At 30.9% G+C, this 20,201-nt stretch carries 14 protein-coding genes and 1 pseudogene; 4 read left to right on the top strand and 11 right to left on the bottom strand.

The annotated features are described in order from the left end of the window. Positions 1 to 9: 9 nt before the first annotated feature. The 3 genes from PHEL85_RS01995 to PHEL85_RS01985 form a co-directional block, all read right to left on the bottom strand. A complete protein-coding gene (locus PHEL85_RS01995) occupies positions 10 to 1,824 on the bottom strand; it encodes a T9SS type A sorting domain-containing protein (RefSeq protein WP_036820386.1) in 1,815 nt (604 codons plus the stop codon). A 375-nt stretch (positions 1,825 to 2,199) separates the two neighbouring features. Continuing rightward, positions 2,200 to 2,544 carry a carboxymuconolactone decarboxylase family protein gene (locus PHEL85_RS01990; protein WP_052108419.1) on the bottom strand — a complete coding sequence of 115 codons (345 nt, stop codon included), beginning with the start codon at positions 2,542 to 2,544 and terminating at the stop codon, positions 2,200 to 2,202. 125 nt (positions 2,545 to 2,669) lie between these two features. Beyond that, positions 2,670 to 4,763: a flavin monoamine oxidase family protein gene (locus PHEL85_RS01985; RefSeq protein ID WP_036820383.1), complete on the bottom strand. Its 2,094-nt coding sequence runs from the start codon at positions 4,761 to 4,763 to the stop codon at positions 2,670 to 2,672. Positions 4,764 to 4,989: 226 nt separating this feature from the next. On the opposite strand from PHEL85_RS01985, the gene PHEL85_RS01980 reads away from it, so the two are divergent. After that, complete coding sequence (locus tag PHEL85_RS01980; RefSeq protein WP_036820381.1) at positions 4,990 to 6,489, top strand: hypothetical protein; 1,500 nt, start codon at positions 4,990 to 4,992, stop codon at positions 6,487 to 6,489. Between the two features lie 188 nt (positions 6,490 to 6,677). Here PHEL85_RS01980 and PHEL85_RS01975 read toward each other — a convergent pair whose 3' ends face one another. The 6 genes from PHEL85_RS01975 to PHEL85_RS01950 form a co-directional block, all read right to left on the bottom strand. Then, positions 6,678 to 8,132, bottom strand: coding sequence for a DUF3360 family protein (locus PHEL85_RS01975; protein WP_036820379.1), 1,455 nt, complete (start codon positions 8,130 to 8,132; stop codon positions 6,678 to 6,680). Positions 8,133 to 8,319: 187 nt separating this feature from the next. Further along, a complete protein-coding gene (locus PHEL85_RS01970; RefSeq protein WP_036820376.1) occupies positions 8,320 to 8,511 on the bottom strand; it encodes a cold-shock protein in 192 nt (63 codons plus the stop codon). A 229-nt stretch (positions 8,512 to 8,740) separates the two neighbouring features. Then, positions 8,741 to 9,007 carry a hypothetical protein gene (locus PHEL85_RS01965; protein ID WP_036820374.1) on the bottom strand — a complete coding sequence of 89 codons (267 nt, stop codon included), beginning with the start codon at positions 9,005 to 9,007 and terminating at the stop codon, positions 8,741 to 8,743. A gap of 180 nt (positions 9,008 to 9,187) precedes the next feature. Beyond that, a complete protein-coding gene (locus tag PHEL85_RS01960) occupies positions 9,188 to 10,723 on the bottom strand; it encodes an SDR family NAD(P)-dependent oxidoreductase (protein ID WP_036820371.1) in 1,536 nt (511 codons plus the stop codon). A 5-nt stretch (positions 10,724 to 10,728) separates the two neighbouring features. Beyond that, the gene (locus PHEL85_RS01955; protein WP_036820368.1) at positions 10,729 to 12,042 is read right to left on the bottom strand and encodes a DEAD/DEAH box helicase; all 1,314 of its coding nucleotides are present in this window, start codon (positions 12,040 to 12,042) and stop codon (positions 10,729 to 10,731) included. 2 nt (positions 12,043 to 12,044) lie between these two features. Further along, positions 12,045 to 13,385 (bottom strand): DEAD/DEAH box helicase, encoded by a 1,341-nt coding sequence (locus PHEL85_RS01950; protein WP_036820365.1) that lies wholly within the window; start codon positions 13,383 to 13,385, stop codon positions 12,045 to 12,047. Positions 13,386 to 13,545: 160 nt separating this feature from the next. On the opposite strand from PHEL85_RS01950, the gene PHEL85_RS01945 reads away from it, so the two are divergent. From PHEL85_RS01945 to meaB, 3 genes and pseudogenes are all read left to right on the top strand, one after another. Then, complete coding sequence (locus PHEL85_RS01945) at positions 13,546 to 14,115, top strand: Crp/Fnr family transcriptional regulator (RefSeq protein ID WP_036822971.1); 570 nt, start codon at positions 13,546 to 13,548, stop codon at positions 14,113 to 14,115. 165 nt (positions 14,116 to 14,280) lie between these two features. Then, positions 14,281 to 15,022, top strand: a pseudogene (locus PHEL85_RS01940) (acyl-CoA desaturase). Positions 15,023 to 15,168: 146 nt separating this feature from the next. Continuing rightward, positions 15,169 to 16,173, top strand: a complete 1,005-nt coding sequence (meaB, locus tag PHEL85_RS01935) for a methylmalonyl Co-A mutase-associated GTPase MeaB (protein ID WP_036820363.1) — start codon at positions 15,169 to 15,171, stop codon at positions 16,171 to 16,173. 89 nt (positions 16,174 to 16,262) lie between these two features. On the opposite strand, the gene scpA is transcribed toward meaB, so the two are convergent. Then, positions 16,263 to 18,395 carry a methylmalonyl-CoA mutase gene (gene scpA / locus PHEL85_RS01930; RefSeq protein WP_036820361.1) on the bottom strand — a complete coding sequence of 711 codons (2,133 nt, stop codon included), beginning with the start codon at positions 18,393 to 18,395 and terminating at the stop codon, positions 16,263 to 16,265. A gap of 5 nt (positions 18,396 to 18,400) precedes the next feature. Continuing rightward, the gene (locus PHEL85_RS01925) at positions 18,401 to 20,191 is read right to left on the bottom strand and encodes a methylmalonyl-CoA mutase family protein (protein ID WP_036820358.1); all 1,791 of its coding nucleotides are present in this window, start codon (positions 20,189 to 20,191) and stop codon (positions 18,401 to 18,403) included. Positions 20,192 to 20,201 lie beyond the last annotated feature (10 nt).

Genomic DNA, 20,201 nt, shown 5'->3' with positions numbered 1-20,201 from the left:
TTCTCGATATTATTCTAAAACTATTTTCTTATTCAATGTTCCTTTTTCAGTTTGTAACTCAACTAGATAAACACCTGCAACTAATTTTGGTAAAGAAACATCTTTTACACCATTTGCTTGAAATGTAGAATTAAATACTTGTTTTCCGAGAATAGTATACACTTTTATAGAAGCGTGTTTGCCTTGTAAACCTGCTATTCTTAAAGTAGTAGCATCTGTTTTATAAATACTTACGTTTTCTAGTCTTTCACTATTAATACTCAGCCTTTGAGAAGTAGTGTGTACATAAAATTGCCCAATACCATTAGCAGCATCCTTTATAGTAACTTTATAGTTCTCTTCAGATAAGTTCGTAAAAGCACCATTTATTCTATCTTCTAAATACACATCTATTCCTGTAGGAAGATTCTTAGTATATGCAGAAAACGTAATCTCTTTACCGGCTTTAGCAATTAGTCCTACAGGAACAACTGTAGTTTCAAAATCTGAATCAGGTAAAGATTGAATGGCTAATTTTTTACCTTGATTATCAGAAACTAACTCCGTGAATAAAGCGAAATTATAATCAGCACCTCCAAATAAACTTCCATCATACCCGTCATCAAATCCAGTGGTAGTACCTTCTATATAATATAGTTTTGTAGATCTGGAAACTTCATTTTCTGTAGTTGTTAATTGTATTTCTGTTCTTGAATTTCTTTGAAAAGTATCTGTTTGATGGCTTTGATTTGCAACATCAAAAGTAACATCTGTATTTGCACCTGCGCTTACAAAAAATGCTTGGCCTGGAGCAATTTGAAAACCAGCATCTGTACCAGACATTTTTAAATCATAACTATTAGTGGCTTGATTCCATAACCATATTGTTGCTTCAGAAAGTACAGGTCCTGTAGGATTGTCTGAGAAAAAACTACCAAGATTAATGTAAGAAGCATAAGGGTTACCTATCAAGTTTAAAGTATTAGTAGCCTGTGTAATAGCATAGGTAACAGTACTTGTGTTTATACCTCCTACAAAATTTAAATCACCACCAACAGCTAATTTAACAGAAAAACCTTGACCAGATGTTATGGCTCCACTAGAAGCACTTGTTAAGTAATTCCATGCTGTACCATCATTTTTATAAGGAGCAATTCCTATATTAGTTCCGTTACCAGCTGCAAAAGTGGTACTTGCAATTAAATCTTCAAAAGTTTCACTACTTAGAGGAGATGAAATTAAATGCCAGTTAGAGGTAAGTGCTCTTTTGTAGGTAACATTTCCACTCGCTGTTCCTGTAGCAATAAGTGAACCACCACTATTAATATTTATAGTAGAAGCAGGATCTATAGTAATGTTTTTTATGGTTACTCCCTCATCTCCATATATAATAGGTGAATTAAGAATATTGGGTATAATAACATCATCAGAGCTAGTTGGAACAACTGTAGGATTCCAGTTTATAAAGTCCGACCAATCATCATTCATTGCAGCTGTCCAAGTGATAGGTCCAACAGTAGCAGTAGTACCTTCACTATTTAATGTTAGCTTTGCATCTGCTGCATTAAGACTGTTTTGCAAAGTACCACCATTAGCAATTAAATTACCCGCAGTAATACTATCTGGAGCGGAAGCCAAAAATAGTGTATTTGGAGTACCCGAATTCATTGTAATTCCATTAGGAATTTTATTAACATTCATTAAATCAAAAACAGTTTGAGCGTTAATATTGTTAGAATAATTAGCAAGAGCTATTATTAGAATGAAAATTCTAGAAATTTTATTATCTCTAGAAATAAAAAAAATAAAGGGAGATAAAAAAAGTTGTAAGTAATGATTTGCCATAATTTATTATATAAGAAGATTAAACACATTTGAATGTAAAAATGTTTAATCTTCTTAAACAAAACAAAAAAATGTGAAGAATGACCGCTTTTTTGTGAAGTTATAAGTATAGAAATAAAAAATAGTTTATTCTGTCATTATCCTCCATAGATAGTTCACTTCAATTCGCTTTTATAATAAGTTTCATACCTAGTATCTTAGTAATAAAACCATACAAGAAAAAAGCCCAATCATAAATGACTAGGCTTGTAACGCAATAAAAATCTAGGAAGATTTAAATTGCAATGATTCAATTTTATAAGAATATTGTCTATAAAGTAATTTTATAATGAGTTCTTTTTTTATTGATGAGCATTTAAAGATGAAATATGTAAATTAAGCAAGAACTTTAAATTGTTCTAATGCTTCCATGGCTTCACAACCATAAACTACAGAAGGACCACCACCCATTAAAATGGCAACACCAATTGTTTCCATAATTTCTTCATTTGAAGCACCAGACTCTAAAGCATCATGCACATGAAAAGCAATACAACCATCACAACGAACAGTAATGGCAATTCCTAATGCAATAAGTTCTTTTGTTTTAGAAGACAGTGCTCCATTTGCAATCGTTTTTTCATGCATTTCACCAAAAGCAGCCATTGTTTTGGGTATTTTTCCACCAATTTCTTCCATGCCTTTAATAATAGATTCGTAATGTTTTGGGTAATCTTTCATGATGAAGTATTTTATAGTTTACAACTATAAAAATACCAAAGATTATTACAAATTCAAATGATAATTGTCATTACAAACTCTTCTTATTACTAACTATTTTTTGAGGAGAATACTTATCTAAAATTCTATACTTTTCTTTTTAATTTTCTCTTTTTAAGAGCAACATCAGGAGAAGAAAGACTTCCCCAAGTTTCTTCCATTTGTTTTATTTTATCTTTTGCATCTGCTTGTTTTAAAATATTTAAAACAGCATTGTAAGCAGAATCTAGCGCACCAACTATCCAACCATGATGTACAGAACAACATTCGCCAGCAAGTAATAAAGATCCATTAAATTCTGGAGTTAATAATGTTGGGTACAAGTTTTTAAATTGCCCTGGTTTAAACAAAGCAAAAGCACCTCCATTTGCATGATTGTCCCAAAACCAAGTTTTTGTAGTTTCTTCTGGTTTGTAGCCTGCAAATTCTTCATAAACTTTTACTTCTGGATATAAATATTGTATTCCTTTTAAACATTCGTTTACACGTTCTTCATCAGAAAGAGCACCAATTCGTTCTGCATCTTGTGCCCAACAATAAATTTGTAAAACACCACCTTTAGCGTCATAACCATAAGAAGGATACACAATTTGTCGGTTCGATTTGTCTGAAACAGCAACTCCTAATCCTTTATCTTGTCTTTCTCCTAAAGTTGCCCAAAACTGATTTTTAAAGGTAATAAACGCTTTAAAAGAAGGCATATAATTACATTCTCTAATTGCACGTGCTTTTGCAAAAGACAATTTGTCGAAAAAATTAGTTTTTAATTCACCACTTAAATAAGCACCATTTGGTAACGTACTTATTACAAAAGGATATTGTTTTTTAATTATTTTATCATCATTTTTAATGGTCATTTTCATACCTCCATGACCATTATATAAATCTTCATCATAATGTACATTGGTTACCCTATGATTCATAAAAACACGTTCTTTTTTATGCGATTTTTTTCCAGAAATTGGTGTTGGAGCATTTGCTGAAGGGACAGAACTTGGTGGTTTTGCAGCAGCTGTTAAGTTATTTGGAGAGTATCCATAATATCCATCAATACCAGTTGTCATACCTGTTAATATTTGCGCTCTATATCCATCGGAAGGTAAAATTCCTGTGTCTAAATTTAGTATGGTTCTACACGCATCAGGAAAATGTTGCATTCCTTTATCAATAGTAACCATATAAATATTTTCATCTGTTGCATCGTATGAGTTTTTACTTCCATGCCAATCGTAAGTTGCCAAAACAATTTCTACAAAAGAAACAGAATACATGCCTGTACCTACATTTAATGTTTCTAAATAACTAGCAATATTATATGGTAAAAAATCAGATTTCTTTCCCATTTCTGGGTTGTAGTATTCGCCCAAATCGCCCAATGTAAATACGTTGGTTAAATAAGCCCACATAGAAAAATTATCAAACTTCATTAATTTCTTAAATCCTTTAGAAAAAGATTTATTGATGGCTTTTATAAAGGGTTCATTTACTTTGTCTAATATTTTATTAATAGGAAGAAATGTCTCGCTTTTAGAAAGCTGTACTTCTGTAAGCCAAACCATAGCAATATCTCCACCTTTATCTACACCAAAGTTTAAAGGATTTAAATTTACATTTTCTGCAAGAATTGGTGCTTTCATATTATTATAGCGCAAACGTTGTACAGGAGAATTGTAATAAAATTTTCGCCAAATAAGCGCTTGATCTTGCAAACCATTTCTTTCTAAAGCAGCGTTTACAGAAAGTGCTAATTGTTGTACAGGTAACATATCATCAGAAAACTGTGGAATTCGCATTCCTCCTACTTCTCCATACAAACCAGCTGTATCTTTATTTTTTGAATCATATTTTGTAGAATACCAAGTATCGATTCTACCACCAACTCTTTTAGAACTTTCAAAAACTTCACATTCTATATTTAAAGATTGTAAAATAAGACCTGCATATAAACCTGCAAAACCACCACCAACAATACCAACCAAAGGTTTATCTTTTTTTACAGAATCTATAGAAGCTTTAAATTGAGTTGCTTTTTTACGAGCTCTTTGCTTGTTTATAGTTGTTTCATAATCAGAACCATGGTTTTCTATCAACCATTCTGAAAACGCTTTACGAACAGAACCTGCTCCCTTTTTTTGGATCTTTGATGTTTTTTTACCAGGTTGAAATTGTAAGTAGCTCATAATATTTATAGTTTAAAAAGTTGGTTTGTTACAAAACTAAAGAATATGTAAGCCCCTATTAAGCGTATAAATACCTGATTATAAAATTAAGTTTTGACTTCTATTTAGTATTTTATTAATGAAAACCAAGTAGTAATAATATCTTTCATAGCTGGTTTAAGAATTATTTTTGGACATTCATAAACAGTAAATCTGATAAATCATTATCTTCGTAAAAAAATATTACATGAAATTATTTTATAGCTCCTTGCTATTTATTTTCCTTTTTTCTTCAACAAGTATTTCACAAAACAATCATTTTGTTGTTCATGAAAGTCAGAAATATATAGACCAGTTTAAGTCTACTAATATTTTAAATATTTATACAACCGACAATGATTTAAATGTAATTGCTAGAAAAAGTAAAACGTATTTGGTATTTGAAACTTTTGATAATAAAGCAAAGGGTAAAAAAATAAAAACTGTAAAACTAAGTAAAAAAGAAAGTTTTGTTGGTGAGCTATTTTATAATAATCAGCTACGTATTTTTATGGTAGAAAGCCCTTCTAAAACAGAACGTATATTACATTGCTACACTTATAATGTAGCATCTAATAATTATACAAAAGTAACGCTATTAGAAACTACGGTAAAAAAGAAAAGCGCTTTGTTTTCTGGTCAGAATAAAAGGCAAACTAATTTTTCTATTTCACCAAATAAAAAATTCATTGCAATTACAACAGACATAGAAAAGAAGAATTCTAATTCGTATAATATTCATGTCTATAATGCCGAAAATTTAGAATTAACCTATTCTAAAAGTTATTATTCAAATACAGAAAAATATTATAGATCTTCAGACATGGTTGTAGATGATAATGCTGTGGTTTATAATGTTGGTAAAGAATATTTTAAGGGAAAACGAGAACGTAAAAATGCAAAAGCGAACTATTCTTATGTTATCAATAAAATTGATAAAGACAATATAGAAACGAGTGCTATCTCTTTAAAAGAAGATGAATATATTCAAAGTTTAAATTTGTCTTTTGTAAATGATAACTTAAGACTTATTGGATATTATTCTGAAGATAAAGTATTTGGTATTAAAGGTGTTAGTACGTTTATTGTTGATACAAATAATCTTGAAGTAATAGAAAAAAAGAAGCAAAAATTACCATTAAAAGTTTTTGAAGACCTCTATGGTTATAGAAATGCAAAGAATAAAAAAAATGCAGAATTAACAAGCTTTACACTAGATTATTTATTAGAAGATGAAGAAGGTAACACTTATTTAGTTGCTGAAGAATTTTATGTTACACAGGTTTATGTTTCTAACGGAATGAATGGTGGTATGTATGTAACTACTTATCATTATGATGATATTTTAATAACTAAGTTAGACGCTGATGGAAACTTAAATTGGGGACGAAGTATTTTTAAAAGAGATACATCCCCTTCTTATAATGCTTTTCTAAATAACGGTAAATTACATGTTTTATTAAATTCAGGTAAAAATTTAACAGCTAAAACAGATGGTCGTTTAAAAGTATCTAAAGGTTGGTTTGAGTCTAGTTCTTTATATGTTTTTTTATATGATAAAGATGGTAATGTAAGTCATGAAAAAATACAAGACAACAAAGGAAAAACCAAGTATATACCTTATAAAGGTAGTTTTGCTGATGGTAAATTTGTAATGTACAATCATTCTAAAAGTAAGAAACAATTGATGATTTTAGACTGTAAATAGTAATCTCAATATTTAGTTAGTTTTAGTTAGTTCTCTTAAAAACAAATGAACTATTATTTATACAAAAAAACTCCTCAATTATTCCTTAAAATGATAAAATTGGGGGAATCATTTTGTAATTACTGAAATGTATCAGTAAATTGGAATAATTGAAAAGTTTATAACAGTTTTGTCAACTATTAAAATTCTTATAGAATACCTGGAATACCTGGTAATTGCCCTGCCAAAGCCAAGGAAACAGCACAAACAATAAACATAACACCAGGAATAATTAATCGTTCTTTTAGAGTTAATTTTTTTGCTCTCTCACGATCTCCAATTAATCCTAAATTATCAAGTAACATTGTTAATGCCCAACCAAATACAGGATTTACAAATGCACATGCAAAAATACAAGTACCAGCACTTAAAGAATCGTTTTCTTTTTTAACCATTTGCATACCTGCTTCTAATAATGGTAAAAATACACCAACAATTAAGGCAACTCTTAATACAGGTTCCCACATGGCTAAATCCATTGGATAACCAAATACAGAAGCTAAAACACATAAAAGTGCCGTTAATATTGCTCCACCAGGAATTGGTCTTTTTGCAATAGCAGCAGGTATCATATAGGTTCCCCAAGAAGATGCAATATTTCCACCACCTAAAGTAGCACCAACAATTTGACGAACAGAAGAAACTGCCATGGTATCATCTACATCCATTAGTACATCTTTGGCTTCTTTTGGATAGTTTAATTCTTGAAAAACACGGTGTCCTAAAAAATCTGGAGACCACATTGCAACTGCTAAAATTGCAAATGGAATAACTGCTACAAAATGACCAAAGTCTGGCCAACCTAGTTGCCAACCTGTATTTTCTCCCCACCACCAAAAAGGGTTCATATGAGGAAGTCCTGGAGCTGTAGTAAATTCAAAATTAACACCCATTGAATAAGCAATAACACCTGCAATTGCAGAACATAAAGGAATGGCTAACCATCTTTTTTTCAATCTAGCTAAAACAGCATAAATTATTAAAGTTACACCAATCACAACAAAAGAAACAGTGCTTACGTGTTCTGCAGCTGCCCAAGATTCGAATTTAGAAATCTGAGAAATTAAACCTACTGCACCTAAGTAAATAAGTAAACCTCCTCTAACTCCAACACCCGTTAAAGCCATTAGTTTAGAGCCTCCTTTTGTAATACTTAAAATTAAACCAAAAACACCTATTAAAATACCTAAAGCTAGTGGATGTCCTCCAGCAGCTGCAATAATGGGTATTAAAGGAATCATAGGACCATGAGTTCCTGCTAAATTTGCTCTTGGGTTTAAAATTGCAGAAAATATAATTACAAATATTCCTCCGGCAATCAATAATTCATATCGTACGTTTTCTGCAACAAATTCTGGTGTTAAACCAAATTGTGCTGCAAATGCAGCTACCATCGCTGTTACCATTACTACTTTACCAATGGTTGCTGCTAAAGCTGGAACTAAATCTTCAAATTCTACATGAAAATCTCTAAAAGGTAGATGAACTCTCCATCTACGAAATTTCATGATTAATAATTCATGTTTTAAATAGTCTTCTCTTTTTTCAAATTCGTTAGACTTCCTTCGTTTTTCTTTATAAGAATTTGTGTTTTTTTCTGCCATTTGGTTGAATTAGTTTTGGTTGCGCTTAAACGTTTAAGCAAGGCAAAAATAAATGAGAGAGCCACATATATATATGAGAATTATCAGTTTTATATAAAAGCGGTCTTTTTTATTTAATAAAACAATACATATAAAAAAAAGCCCATCAATTAAATGATGGGCTTTTCTAAAACTTAAAGTATATTTTTTAGATAACTTTTACGTTAACTGCATTTAAACCTTTTTTTCCGTCTTGTAAGTCAAATTCAACTTCATCACCTTCTCTGATTTCGTCGATTAAACCTGAAATGTGTACAAAATGATCTTTGTCTACTCCTTCTTCAGTGATAAATCCAAATCCTTTAGATTCATTGAAAAACTTTACTGTTCCTTTACTCATGATATTGTAATTAAATTTATAATACTAATTAGAATACAAAGATGGTGCCATTTTTCTGATATACAACATTTTAAATGTCTTCTTTTTCATTTAATAAAGAAATAATCAATTTAAAATCAACTTATTAGTCTTTTTAGTTGAGAAAGTATGCTAATTTATGATACTTCTTAGCAAACAATCTATTGGAAAATAATCATTTAAAAATTTATCAAACCAATTTTTGCCTGTATTAACCATTTACTCTTTCAAAATAATTGTCTAAAAAAGCATCTACTTTTTCCTTTAAAATATTAATTGAGGTATCATCTTTTCTAAAAACAGTTACATTTTCTTCAACTCTATTTCTACTGATACTTTCTTGTACTTCAACCAAACGAACACAATTGATGGTTTTCAATAAATTTTTTAATTCTTCATCTAAAGAGATGTCGTTTAAATAAATTTTTAACGTTTGTTCTTTTGGTGAGTTTCTAATTTCGGTTCTATATGCTAACATAATTATATAAATTCAAAAAGTTCATAAATAATGTTACACGAAAGTAACTCTTGTAAATTACTATTTTAGTTTCATTAATACAAGAAAAAAGTACCTGATAAAGAATATGTATCTTAATTAAAGACATAAAACTTCACCTAAAAATCAAAAATGATCCTTAGTATTATATTTCGTTTTAGACTACCAATCAATAGGAAAATAATCTTTCAAAAATTTACCACACCAATGTTTACCTGTGTTTATTCCATCAATTAAAGGGTCCATCACTCTTGCTGCACCATCTACAATATCTAAGGGTGGTTGAAAATCGTGTGTTTCTATTTTTTTCTTTAATAATTCAGCAGGATCTTCATCTGTAACCCAACCTGTATCTACAGCATTCATATATATACCAGATTTTGCAAATGTAGAAGCAGAAGTATGTGTTAGCATATTTAAGGCAGCTTTAGCCATATTTGTATGCGGATGTCTGTCTACCTTTTTAAATCGATGAAACTTCCCTTCCATCGCAGTTACATTAATAATATGTTTTTTACCGGTGTTTTCTTTCATCATTAAATTAGACAAACGATTACATAAAACAAAAGGAGCAACAGCATTTACCAACTGTACTTCTACCATTTCTGTAGTTTCGATTTCGCCTAATTTTAATCGCCAACTATTCGTTTTTCTTAAATCTACTTGTTGTAAATCGGCATCTAATTCGCCTTCAGGAAAAACTTCTGCAGTTTGTAACGAGTTGTCAAAACTGTATGGAATTTGAGATAATTCTGCTGAATTACGCAAACCAATTCCTGGTTCAGGACCATGCCAAGTTACTGACAATACATTGTTTTTATCTGTTTTTGAAGTAGAAACACTTAATTCTGCTAATTCCGCTAAGCAACTTGAATGATCTTTTAATAAAGTCTGCGCTAGTTTAGGAAGTTTATCAATCGGTAACTTTTCATTTTCCATTAAATGGAAATAAAAACCAGAAGGTCTTCTAACTGTTTGTGCTGCATTATTGATTAATATATCTAATCGATCGTATTTTTGCTCTATATAATTACAGAAAATCTCTACACTAGGTATATGTCTCAAATCGAGTCCATGAATGTGTAAACGATGGCTCCAATCTTTATAATCTTCCTCTTTAGAAAAACGAATTGCAGAATCCGCAGGAAAACGTGTCGTAGCAACTACAGTTGCTCCTGAACGCAATAACATTAAGGTAATATGATACCCAATTTTTAAACGAGAACCTGTAATTACAGCTACTTGATCTTTTAAATCTGTAGTTTGAAAACGTTTTGCATAGTTTAAATCGCCACAATCTTTACACATCGTATCATAAAAATGATGTAATTTGGTAAATACTGCTTTACAAACATAGCAGTTTCTTGGTGATTCTAATTCAGGAGTATCTTCATTTATAGCTGCTACTCCTAATAATTTAGGTGCAACAAACAATGCAGCTTCTCTTGCAGAACGAATTCCGGTTGATTTTCTTGCATGTGTGTCTTTGGCAATCATTTTACGTTTTGCCGCTTTTTTAGCATCCTTTCTTCTTCGCTGAAATTCATCACGATTTGGTCTGGTTAATGCACCAGCAGCTTTAAAAAGAGCTACTCTTTGTACTTCAGGAATTTCAAAAAGTTGATTTGTATCTTCTAATAACTGCTCTAATGTATTGATACAAGCATCAATATCTAGAGGCTGTTTTTCTTTGCTCATATAAATTATAAAAGGGTAACTCTAACTTTTTTCTTTTTTAAACGTGTATTGTTTAGTTTTTCTACTAAACCATCTGCCAATGCTAATGGAATAGCAACAAATGCACAATCTGGTTTTAATTCAATGGTACCTAATTCTTCTTTAGAAATACCTCCTTGTTTAAAAAATAAACCAGCAATATCTCCTTTAGAAATTTTATCTTTTCTACCACCAGAAATAAACAACGTTTCCCAATATTGTTCAATCTTTGGTGCTTTCTTTGAAATGTTGATGCCTTTACTCTCTTTAATAAAGTCTGGTAAACGTTCGTTATTCCATTTTAAAATATAGGCAGTTCCTTTTTCATTTACCCTTGCAGTTCTTCCGTTTCTGTGGATAAATTCTTCTTCATGTTTTGGCAATTCGTAATGAATGATAAACTTCATTTCTGGAATATCAATTCCCCTTGCTGCTAAATCTGTTGCAATTAATAATTGACACGTTCCGTTTCTAAATTTAATTAAAGCACGTTCTCTGTCTTTTTGCTCCATTCCTCCAGAAAAACAAGCATGACTTATTTCTTTTTTATCTAGAAAAGTACTTAATTGTGTAATAGAATCTTTTAAATTACAAAACACAATACCTGGTTCATTTCCAATATGTTCTACCAAATCTACTAACGTTTTTAACTTACTTTTATTAGGAGAAACTACTGTTTTAAAATTTAGTTGAGATGTTCTTTTTCCTTTTAAATAATTGATGATTCTTGGCGCTTCTAATTTTACAAACTCAGGTATTTCAACTCCCTGTGTAGCAGAAGTTAAGATGCGCTTATTTAAAGTAGATAATTGATTAATAATATTACGCATTTCATACTCAAAACCTACTTCTAAAGACTTGTCAAACTCGTCTAAAATTAACGTTTTAATATGGTCTTTAGAAAAGCGATCATTTGCAAAATGATCAGATATTCTACCTGGTGTTCCGATTAAAATAGCAGGAATATGTTTTAATTCTATTTTATCTTTAGACATTGGTCTTCCTCCATAAACCGCGTTTACTTTATAACCAGAGCCCATAGAACGAATTACTTGTTCTATTTGTATAGCCAATTCTCTAGATGGTACTAATATTAACGCTTGTACTTCTTTAGATTCAGCATCTAAAGACTTTAACAATGGTAAAGAAAAAGCCAATGTTTTTCCTGTACCTGTTGGCGATAATAGTATGGTATTTGTGTTTTTTTCAATAACAGAAACAGCTTCTATTTGCATCGGATTTAAAGCTTCAATCTGTAACTTTTTTAAAATATCTTGTTGACTTTTTATAATATTTGCCATGCTTATTTCTTTTTCTTCTTTTTAGTTATTGCTGGTTTTGTCTTTGCAGAAGTAGCTTGTGCTAAATAATTTGCTACAATTTTATCTACCAATTCTTCTTTGGTTAAATGATGAAATATGGTTTTAATTTCAGCTTTTAAATCTTCCGAAACACTACGATTTGGTTTGGTTTTAAATATTTTTTTCGCCCATAATAATGTATTGTTTTCTTCAATACTTTTAGCATCTGCCTTTTTATATTCCTTAAAAACCAATCCTAAATCTTCTTCAAATTCAGGAATTTCTTCTACTTCTTCTTGTTGAATAACGCTTAATGAAAGTCCTGTTGCTCCTGCTCTTGCTGTACGTCCACTTCTGTGCACATAAGTATCATATCTATCTGGCAAGTGATAATTTACTACGTAAGAGATTTCTTTTACATCAATACCACGAGCAGCTAAATCTGTTGCTACTAAAATATCGATTTGTCCTTCTCTAAACTGTCCCATAACTCGATCACGAATTCCTTGGGTTAAACTACCATGTAAAGCTCCTGAAGAGAATTTATTTATGGCTAAGTTTTTAGCTAATTTATTAACTGCAGCTTTGGTTTTACAAAAAATAATACCACGTTCACCTTCTTTAGTCGATAAAAAATGCATCAAAACATTTAACTTTTCTATTGGTTCTACTACCACATATTGATGATCAATCCCTTTATGACCTAAAGAATCCATATCAGTTTCTATATGCTCTACGTGTTTAGACATATAGTTTTGTATCAATTGCTTTATCGTTCCTGGCATTGTAGCTGTAAACAATAAAGTTCTTCTTTTTATAGGAATTTCCTTAATAATAGTATCTACTTCCTCCTTTAAAGCGCTTACCATTTCATCTGCTTCATCTAAAACAAAATAGCTGATTTCTTTAATATTAATAGCTTCACGTTTCATTAAATCTACTAAACGTCCTGGAGTAGCTACCACAATATTAGGATTGTTCTTTAAGCTTTCTATCTGAGGTTTTATCGGAATTCCTCCACAGATAGAAACAATTTTTTCTTTTTGATTTTCTGATGCAAAAGTTACTAAATTATCATAAATCTGATGACCTAACTCTCTAGTAGGTGCTAATATTAATACTTGTATATGAGTTTCTTCAGTTTTAATTTTTTGTAATAAAGGCAATCCAAAAGCAGCTGTTTTACCTGTTCCTGTTTTTGCTAATACTACCATATCTTTCTTTTTATGTAAGATAAATGGAATGGTTTTTTCTTGAACAGTAGTAGGAACAGTAATTTCTAATTTTGCTAAACGAGCTTCTAATTCTTTATGAATTCCTAAAGCTGAAAATGTTTTTGACATCAATTCTATTTTTTGCAAAGGTAGCAATAAGGTTCTTGAAAAATGTACAATTACCCTATTGTACATTTAAAATGTTTCTTTTGATAGAATTTGATATTTATTTCTATGAAAGTTTTCTGAATATGTATCTTTACAGTCTAAATAATTGGAAATAAAAAAATTGGAACAAATAAAAGCTTACTTAGATCAAATAGCTACCATATCTCAATCGGATTGGGATTTTTTTACATCAAAATTACAACCTCGTTTTATTAAAAAGAAAGCTGTTTTTTTAAAATTAAACGAAATAGAAAATCATATTTCTTTTATAGAATCTGGTGTTGTACGCTTATTCATTCCTAAAGAAAACCCAGACAAAGAAATCACTTTTGGCTTTAGTTTTAAAGACCAATTTATAAGTGCATATGATTCCTTCTTAACTCAGACACCATCTGCATATCAATTGCAAGCACTTACAGACACAACTCTTTTAAGTATTACATATGCTGATTTACAAGAGGTTTATAAAAAGACTCAAATTGGTAATCTTATTGGCCGATTAACTGCAGAGCGTCTTTTTTTAATAAAATCTAAAAGAGAACAAAATCTTTTAAATCTATCTGCAGAAGAACGTTATATGAAATTATTTAAAGAACGTCCAGAACTTTTAAAAGTGATTCCATTAAAATACATCAGTTCTTATATTGGTGTTACAGCACAAGCATTAAGCAGAATCAGAAAGCGCATTTAATTTAAAAAAAGTCTAGGAGGTTTACTTCGTTTTCCACTAAAAATGTCATTCCCGTGAATTCTGGCGTCTAAATTAAAAACTTTTAGATTTAACAAAGGATTTTAATTGATTTAGGTTCATTGTTTTGCTTTCAATAGCCATCTATCTTTGCAAAAATATAAAGATATGATTGTTATTATTTTCATTTTAGTGCTTTGGTATGGAGGGTTGTTTTTTCAATCTTTCTTTTTACATCGTTATGCAGCACATCAAGTGTTTACTATGTCTAAAACCATGGAAAAAATCACATTTATTTTAACTTGGATTTTTCAAGGATCAAGTTACTTAAGTGCTTATGGATATGGAATTATGCACAGAATGCATCATGCATATACAGACACAGAAAAAGACCCCCCATTCTCCATCTTATGATGCAAATATGTTTGCAATGATGTGGAAAACAAAAACTATTTATCAAGATATTAATGAGCAACGTATTTCTATTGATGAACGTTTTACTAAAAATGTACCACAATGGAAAAATTTTGATGCTTTTGCGGGCTCTCGTTTTTCTCGTTTTCTTTGGATAACAGGTTACATTTTATTCTTTGTTTTTTTTGCAACTGCTTGGTGGCAATGGCTTTTATTGCCAATTGCATTTTTAATGGCTCCTATTCATGGAGTTATTATTAACTGGTTTGGCCATATTTATGGTTATGTTAATTTTAAAATGAAAAACACAAGTAAAAACCTTTTCCGGTTTGATTTTTTAATGATGGGTGAAGGATATCATAACAATCACCATAAACATGCAAGTAACGCTAATTTTGGTGTAAAATGGCATGAAATAGACATAACGTATTTAATAATAAGAGTTTTAGATCTTTTGGGACTTATTAAATTGAAAGCTATAAAGATTAAGGAATAATCGTATCAACTTTACTTAGTTTTATTGATTGTAATTAATTAGAATAATTTTTTAAAAACACCCTTTAATTAGTGGTGTTTTTTTCATTATTAGTATCTTTGGTAAATGCGAAATTTTTAATACAAACTTAGCTTTCTATCTCTAAAATGAAAAATTACAAACCCAAAAAAAGATTACCTGCAAAAGCTTATATTGATGGCATTTTAGATGGAGATAGAGTAATTTTATCTAGAGCAATTACAATTATTGAAAGTAATTTAGAGAGTGATAAAGTATTAGCCAAAGAAATAGTACAAGCGATTTTACCAAATTCAGGTAAATCGATTCGTATTGGTATTACTGGAGTTCCAGGAGTTGGTAAAAGTACTTTTATAGAAGTTTTTGGATTGCATTTAGTAAAAGAAGGACATAAAGTAGCTATATTATCTATAGATCCAAGTAGTCAAAGATCTAGAGGTAGTATTTTAGGTGATAAAACTCGAATGGAAGAATTAGGAAATTTAGAAGAAGCTTATATAAGACCTTCTGCTTCTGGAGATACTTTAGGAGGAGTTTCTAATAAAACAGGAGAAACTATGTTACTTTGTGAAGCTGCTGGTTATGATGTTATTTTAATTGAAACTGTTGGTGTTGGTCAATCTGAAACTGCTGTACATGGTATGACAGATTTCTTTTTATTGTTGATGTTATCTGGTGCTGGTGATGAATTACAAGGAATAAAAAAAGGAATTATGGAAATGGCTGATATGGTAGTCATTAATAAAGCTGATGGTGATAATATTAGAATGAGTCAAATGGCAAGATTACAATACCAAAATGCACTTCATATTTTTCCACAATCTGAGTCTGGTTGGAGCCCTGTGGTAACCACTGCTTCTGCATTAAAAAATATTGGAATTTCTAATGTTTGGGATGAAATATTAAAATTTCAAGAATTGGTTAAAGAGAACGGATATTTCTTGAAAAATAGAAATCAGCAACAAATAAAATGGATGTATAACAATATTAATGAAGAATTAAAACAGTTATTTTACGGTTCAAAAAATATTAAAAGTGAACTTTCAGTATTAGAAAAAGAGATTGTTGCTGCAAAAATTTCGCCAGTTAAAGCTGCACAAAAAATACTTGAGGAATTTAAAAAATCACTTTAATACAATTTTATAGAACAAGATTTATAATAAGAAACAAAAAGCCCAAACATTATATGTTAGGGCTTTTTTAAATCTCTAAAATTGAGAACTTAATCTTGTTCTAAATATTTTTCCATAATTGTAATCGCAGCTTCAGAAATTACTGTACCAGGACCAAATACAGCAACCACTTTTCTTTCGAATAAGTAATCATAATCTTGTGCAGGTATCACTCCACCAGCAAAAACCATAATATCTGGTCTTCCTAATTTTTCTAATTCAGCAATTAATTGAGGAATTAAAGTTTTATGACCAGCAGCTAAACTAGATGCTCCAACAAAATGTACATCGTTTTCTACAGCTTGTTTTGCAACTTCTTCTGGAGTTTGGAATAAACCTCCCATATCTACATCAAAACCTAAATCAGCAAAACTAGAAGCAACTACCTTTGCACCTCTATCATGACCATCTTGCCCCATTTTTGCAATCATAACTCTTGGACGACGGCCTTCAATTTCAGCAAATTTATCAGTCATTTTTTGCGCTTTAGCAAATGTACTATCATTATTTACTTCTTTTCCATACACACCACTTATCAATTTAGTATCCGCTTTATGTCTTCCAAAATGAACTTCTAAAGCATCAGATATTTCACCCAATGTAGCAAAATTTTCTGCAGCCTCAACAGCCAATTCTAATAAATTACCTTCACCACCTCCAGCACAGTCTTCTAATGCTTTTAAATTGGTGGCAACAACTTCTGAATTACGTTCAGCTTTCATTTTATTTAAACGGGCAATTTGAGAATCTCTTACAACTGTATTATCAACTTCTAAGATTTCAATGTTAGACTTTTCTTCGGTTTGAAATTTATTTACGCCAACTAAAACATCCTGACCAGAATCTAAACGCGCTTGTTTACGAGCAGAAGCTTCTTCAATACGTAATTTTGGAACTCCAGTTTCAATAGCTTTCGCCATTCCTCCTAGTTCTTCAACTTCTTCAATTAATTTCCATGCTTTCTTAGCTATTTCTTGCGTTAAATACTCAACATAATAAGATCCAGCCCAAGGATCAACAGACTTTGTCATTTGAGTTTCATCTTGAATAAAGATTTGCGTATTACGTGCAATTCTTGCAGAGAAATCTGTTGGTAAAGCAATTGCCTCGTCCAACGCATTTGTGTGTAAAGATTGTGTTCCTCCTAATGTTGCAGCCATTGCTTCAACACAAGTACGAGCTACGTTGTTAAAAGGATCTTGCTCACTTAAACTCCATCCAGATGTCTGACTATGCGTTCGCAATGCCATCGATTTTGGGTTGGTTGGGTTGAATGATTTTATAATTTTTGCCCAGAGCATTCGTGCAGCACGCATTTTTGCAATTTCCATAAAATGATTCATTCCCACAGCCCAGAAGAAAGATAAACGTGGTGCAAATTCATCAATTTTTAAACCTGATTTTAATCCAGTTCTAATGTATTCCATTCCATCTGCTAAAGTGTACGCTAATTCAATATCTGCAGTTGCACCAGCTTCTTGCATATGGTAACCACTAATAGAAATTGAGTTAAACTTAGGCATATTTTTAGTGGTGTAATCAAAAATATCACCAATAATTTTCATTGAAGGAGCTGGTGGATAAATATATGTATTACGAACCATAAACTCCTTTAAAATATCATTCTGGATGGTTCCAGAAAGTTGATCTAAAGAAACACCTTGTTTTCTTGCAGCAGCAATATAAAAGGCCATAATTGGTAGTACAGCACCATTCATTGTCATAGAAACAGACATTTTATCTAAAGGAATTTGATCGAACAAAATTTCCATATCTAAAATAGAATCTATGGCAACACCAGCTTTACCAACATCACCAGTTACACGTGGGTGATCAGAATCATATCCACGGTGTGTCGCTAAATCAAAAGCAACTGAAAGCCCTTTTTGACCTGCAGCTAAATTTCTTCTGTAAAAAGCATTTGACTCTTCTGCAGTTGAAAAACCTGCGTATTGTCTAATCGTCCAAGGTCGCATGGCATACATAGCGCTGTATGGACCTCTTAAAAAAGGAGGCACGCCAGCAGCAAAACCTAAATGTTCTGCTTCTGAAATATCTTCTTTTGTGAATTTCTTTTTTACTGGGATTCCTTCAGGAGTATTCCAAACGTCTTGATTCTCTGAAGTTGCAACTGTTTGCTTAACAGCTGAATTTAATTTTATATCTGAAAAATCTGGTTTCATACTTCTTAAGATTTTAATGTTTTTTGAACTTTTTTCTGAATGCTAGAAAGTGCAACAAGAACATCAGTTCTCATATTAACAACACCGTCTAAACCAGCTTCAGTTAACTCGTCCATATTTTTTGGAGCACCTGCTAATAGTAATACTTTATCAGTATTAATTGTTCTAAATGCTTTTATAAAGTCAATAGCAGTTTCATCATAATCTTGATCTGAACTACAAATAACAACAACGTGAGAAATACTTTTAGCACTTTCTGTAGCGGCTATTTCTGCGCTTTCGAAACTTTCTTCTTGATGAACATCAAAACCGCTTACACCAATAAAATCATAGGCAAAGGCAGCTCTTGCTTTACGCATATTTAAATTTCCGTAACTGGCTAATTGTACAATTGGACGTACGTTAGTATCTGTAACTAATTCTTCTGTAACTCTACGCATCGCTTCAATTTCTAAAGAAGCTCTTCTTGGAGTTAATACTTTTGAGTTTTCGTTACTTTCTTTAGAAAGTAATTCTGTAGCAACAGTTTCCATTAAGTTAGGGTATTTATTAATACCAACCATTGGAGTTCTGCGTTGACTGATTAATTTTAATTTTTTAAGACGAATTTCAGCAATTTGTTGTTGAATCGTTTCGTTTTCGAAAGCAGTATAAAAACCACCTTCTGCTTCAATCGCTTTGAATAATTCTAATGCTTTTTCAGCTATTTTTGAAGAAACTTCTTCAATATAATAAGATCCATCAACCGGATTTGAAACTTTCCCAAAATAAGATTCTTCTCTTAATATAGTAGTAATGTTACCAGCTATTCTACTTGAAAAATCAGAAGAATTTTTAAACTCTTTATCGTAAGCATCAATTAAAACACCATCTACATTACCTAATATTGCAGCCATAGCTTCAGTTGTGCAACGTAATAAATTGGTTTCTGCATCTGTTACTGATTTGCTCCAAATAGAAGTTTTTGCAGTAATTGTATTTGAAAATTCTGAAATACCATATTTATTTGTTACTTCTGCTAATAAATTATTAAATGCTCTAAATTTTCCGATTTCAACAAAATATTCTAAACCTATTGCTAATTGAAAGTTTAAGTTATCGAATATTGATTGCACTGATACTCCTTTTTCTATAAATTTTTCAGTTAAAAAAACGAATGAGTTTAAAGTGTATGCAATTTCTTGAACTTGGTTTGCACCTGAATCTAAATATTCGGTTCCAGAAATTGTAATTGCTTTAAAGTTTGGAAAACTTGCAGTTAATTTTACTAATTCTGAAGTAACTTGAACTAGACTTTCATTAAAAGAACCAGATGTAACATAACTAGAAACTAAGTTTGTATCAATAAACCCCTTTAAGTCTTTACCTTTTGCATAAGCGACTAAGTCTTTAGTAAAATCAATGATATTATTAAATAATTTAAACGAAACCGTTATTTCATTCAAATCTATTCCGTTTAAAAGCTCTTCAACAGGTACATTTGTTATTAATTGAAAAATGATTCCATTTATACCTTCATCAATTGCTTTTAAAGCCAAATCATTTCCTGATTTAGCACAACAAACAGCAATACCTCTATAGTTTACCAGAGTTTGAGAATTTTCTCCTGTATTTTGAAGTTGTGTTATTTCATTTTCTGTATTGTAACAAGGTTGAATATTGATACCAGTTAGGTTTTTCCAAACTAGTTTTTTATCAAAATCAGCTCCTTTTAAATCTGCGGTCACTCTTTCCATCCATTTTTCAGTAGAAACTGAAGGGAAGTCAGAAAAAAGTGCTTTATTTTTATCGCTCATTATGTATTAA

This window comes from Polaribacter sp. Hel1_85 (assembly GCF_000766795.1).
In the GTDB taxonomy this organism is placed as follows: Bacteria; Bacteroidota; Bacteroidia; order Flavobacteriales; family Flavobacteriaceae; genus Polaribacter.
This window is presented reverse-complemented; position numbering and strand designations above follow the sequence as displayed.